Origin of the sequence: Veillonella fallax (assembly GCF_020687175.1) — a bacterium.
Taxonomy (GTDB): domain Bacteria; phylum Bacillota; class Negativicutes; order Veillonellales; family Veillonellaceae; genus Veillonella; species Veillonella fallax.
In genome coordinates this window covers 1-3,617 of the sequence record NZ_JAJEQD010000038.1, presented here as the reverse complement: position 1 = coordinate 3,617, position 3,617 = coordinate 1, and the positions used below count along the sequence as shown (strand labels likewise).

Annotated in this window: 5 protein-coding genes; 1 reads left to right on the top strand and 4 read right to left on the bottom strand. The window is 32.5% G+C overall.

All coding sequences use genetic code 11. The features are described from left to right. The coding region (locus tag LKD20_RS09495) for a type I restriction-modification system subunit M N-terminal domain-containing protein (protein ID WP_227721611.1) at positions 1-311 on the bottom strand (311 nt) is incomplete at its 3' end. 181 nt (positions 312-492) lie between these two features. After that, positions 493-1,713, bottom strand: coding sequence for a hypothetical protein (locus LKD20_RS09490; protein ID WP_227721610.1), 1,221 nt, complete (start codon positions 1,711-1,713; stop codon positions 493-495). A 111-nt stretch (positions 1,714-1,824) separates the two neighbouring features. Between LKD20_RS09490 and LKD20_RS09485 the strand changes: the two genes are divergently transcribed. Then, positions 1,825-2,094: a hypothetical protein gene (locus LKD20_RS09485; RefSeq protein WP_227721609.1), complete on the top strand. Its 270-nt coding sequence runs from the start codon at positions 1,825-1,827 to the stop codon at positions 2,092-2,094. A gap of 121 nt (positions 2,095-2,215) precedes the next feature. Here the strand turns inward: LKD20_RS09485 and LKD20_RS09480 are convergent, their stop codons facing one another. Together LKD20_RS09480 and LKD20_RS09475 are read right to left on the bottom strand one after the other, a co-directional pair. Then, complete coding sequence (locus tag LKD20_RS09480) at positions 2,216-2,857, bottom strand: DUF3298 and DUF4163 domain-containing protein (RefSeq protein ID WP_227721608.1); 642 nt, start codon at positions 2,855-2,857, stop codon at positions 2,216-2,218. A 141-nt stretch (positions 2,858-2,998) separates the two neighbouring features. Next, complete coding sequence (locus LKD20_RS09475) at positions 2,999-3,508, bottom strand: hypothetical protein (RefSeq protein WP_227721607.1); 510 nt, start codon at positions 3,506-3,508, stop codon at positions 2,999-3,001. Positions 3,509-3,617 lie beyond the last annotated feature (109 nt).

The window sequence follows — 3,617 nt, the reverse complement described above, 5'->3', positions numbered from 1 at the left end:
GTTGCCGCACCCGCATAGCGGGTGGTTTTATGATTCGCGACTACGTCGCGAACCAGTCTAAAGACAATAATAAAAAACGCTTTGCTTTTATCATTTAAAATATAAGATTTATACAGTTCTGTTTGCTTTGCTACTGTATTATATTCATCAAGAGATTTATAGGCTTTTACAACTGTAGACTCTAATAATTTATCAGATAAATATTTATAAAAGATTAGCCCTAAAAGATAATCTTTATATTGATCAGCACTCATTTTGCCACGCAAACTGTCCGCAGCACTAAATAATTTTTGATTTAATTCCGCCCCCATAATATCTCCTATATTTCATAATTTATTCATAGTAATTATCTTAATTTTACTATAAAAAATACCACATATAAACACTTTACTATAGTAATAGTGAATATATGTGGTAAAACTTACATATATATTTTTATGAACTAAATTGGGAATCAAGTCAAGATTATATCATAGATTGACTATTTTCCCCTTATTTTCCAGATGAGTTTTCATATATACCTTTAGGCATAGCTCCCATCCCAGCTTGGCTTTTAGCATACTTGTCTTTGTCATTTGCATTGTCCACATATTGAACTATATCACGCAAGTCTTTCGATGGTGTTTTATAATCTAGATCCGCCATTATAAAGTGAGTATATAAATATTTATCATCATAGAGCGATTGAATGTACATTCTAGATGTAGATCGTTCTACTTCCATATACATAGCTGGAGTAGCATCATTCCAAACTGTAGCGTATTGAATTGGTTTGTAATCAGAATATGGCTTATACATAATGAAGAACCGTATCAACTTATAATTAATTTGATGACGATTAGCTAACTCTTCCGGTTTTAATTCTCTCACCATAATACCTTCACGATATTTTTTACCATCATAGATATAAATTGCATCATTATCAGGTCCGTGATACTCTAAATCGCTTGATTTTAACGTTTGGAACGTAAATCCATTAATAGTTATCGGTTTTGTTTTTGAAAGTATTTGTTTTGCAGGCTCAATTGAAGGTAGTACATAATTAACTAATGGTGACATTAACTCTTTATACACGTACTTCTGATCATGTGTCTTTAATAGTTCCAGTTCCTTTTTCTTAATCAAATCATAACTAATATGATAAGACAGCGAAAGATTAGACTTCACGTCAAAATTAATAGCCCCTTCTAAAGCTCCACTTTTAGTCTGCCCAATCTCCCATGTAGCATTTCTAACAGTGGGATAAGAGAACGAATTTTCCTTAGACTGGCTTTCACTATTCTTACGAATAGTATAATATATATTTCCTTCAATTAAGCGGAAATTGCCTTTTTGAACCTCTGTAGTTAATGGGTCTCCTTTTATAGTTTTACCAAACTGGCTACTCTCTGGCACAGTAAATTTAATATTTGCCCCATTATCCTTAAGAATAAAAACAGAAGAAGACTGATTTGTGGAATGATACAATTCCTTAGTAAAGTATAACAACTCATCTAGCGTCCATTTTTTAGACCCATTATTGTTATATTCATCTCGTATCTGATTAGCTATAATATTTTCAGTCTTTTGTACTCCATTACCAGTCTTACGATAGTTCTGATATGCATCCTTTGATACTGTAGGATCTGCACCTGGTATATTGATATCAATGGCTTGGCTACCTAATGTCACACAACTAAAACATAGTGCAGCCATTAACACACGTTTCATCATAAATTCTCATCCTTTCACATACTCTCTCAAATAGTATATATGTATAGAATATCATATTTTACTTGACCTATAGTAGTACAATATAAGTATAGAAACAAGGAGGTGCTACATATGAAGTTTACAAAACGTACGATTGTCATGATATTGTTAGCCATGACTGCGGCTGTATCTACAGGATTTGCTTATGATTATGTATGCAATGGATCACAAGCAAATTGCAATACAAATGCTCAATATAATTGTAATGCAGATACTCAATACAGTTGTAATACAAACACACAATACAACTGTAATAATAACAACACCGTTTGTAACAATACTAGCCAAAGTTATTGTGGTCAAAACTCTAATGCTAGAGGATGCGGCGGATATAGAAGATAATATGGTAAATACACCAAAAGCCTATAGTACAAAAATGTACTATAGGCTTTTATAATATGCCACACTAATAATATGTATTACATCTAAATACTGATAAAATTCAGTCTAAAGCAACCCTTTATTAGGAGTTCATACGGTTAAAGTATTCAATTGCTTGCCGTGAGAATTCAACGTATGTATTGCCATAGGAGTATGGTCCTAATTCATATGGTTGGTATACAAGGCCTATAACGCCTTTACCTTTCAAGTAGTAGTTATCAGAAACATATTCTACATTCCAATTAGGTAGTAAGTCTGCTTTTTTATATCCTTCACTGTAGAAGCGCAATATACCAGAATTAATGCCTCTCTCAATTTGTTGTGGATTAGCAATTTTTACATAGTTATATAACGGAATTCTTTGGCCCGTAATCTTGTTATATACTAGGCCTTTGGTGTTATACATACCATGTGCACTGCCAGCATGATAATGATAGGTAGTTAACAAAATAGATACTACTTGAGCATCTTCATAGGTAACTTTATAATTTTGTTTTACTTGGTACGCATGTTGATCATAATAAACTGATTTCGCATATAAAACATAGTTAGCAATATCTGTATTAATTGCCTTTTGTGCAAACATATTATTGGTATATACCAATGGATATTTTAATTCCATGTTTACATCGGATTGACTACCTGTAACAACAGTTGCATACGTAGGTACCGCCAACATAACACCTAACATAGAGGTCATACATAGCTTTTTAAAGATTCCCATAATACTGTCTCCTTTTAACAAACACATTTAAATAGGTTATTACTGTGATAGTTCTACAAGCTATGATAAAACTCCTCTTTTTCTATTACACATTTCTGATAATTTATTCATTATATAAAATAGCCAAAACTATCTACTATTTCACACTAAAGTGTTAGGAAGAACTCCGCCTAATACAGCAATAATAAGTCCAAGTGCAATCATCCAAATTGATATAAACCTTAAAACAAAGGAAGTATGTGTATAGATTTGTATAGTAAATTGATTATAATCAATAGCACCTTTAATTACCTTATCGCCTACTTTTTTCATAACTGCATCTAGTACAAAGGGATCTTCTGTAACGGATAGTCTATAGGTGCCTGGACCCGCATCAAAGGTATATAATTCCATTCTAGAGTGAGTAATGCCATTAACTCGGGCGCGCATAATAGATAAAAATAAAGGAATTGTCCTTTCCGTTTTTTCATCAACTAAGTTAAAACCAAATTCTCCAATAGGCGCCTTTGTAAACATTTTTCCACTAAGCCATAGGCCATAAGTACCTGCTCGCTCTAATGTAAAAGTGCCTTCTTTATTTACATAGGGCATTTCATAGAGCATCTTAGCTCTACTAAAGCGAATCGTGTATTTAATACCTAAATAAAACAAACAAAGTCCTAAAGGTATTAACAGATAAAATAAGGCTTATAGGACAAAAAGTGTTGCTATTTCAGTCCCAAAGATTGGTAAATAGGCGATCATAATTATGTAAATCACT

Excerpts from the sequence above, each read along its gene's own strand:
- LKD20_RS09485 (WP_227721609.1), top strand. The coding sequence starts at position 1,825 with ATGAAGTTTACAAAACGTACGATTGTCATGATATTGTTAGCCATGACT.
- LKD20_RS09490 (WP_227721610.1), bottom strand. The coding sequence starts at position 1,713 with ATGATGAAACGTGTGTTAATGGCTGCACTATGTTTTAGTTGTGTGACA.
- LKD20_RS09480 (WP_227721608.1), bottom strand. The coding sequence starts at position 2,857 with ATGGGAATCTTTAAAAAGCTATGTATGACCTCTATGTTAGGTGTTATG.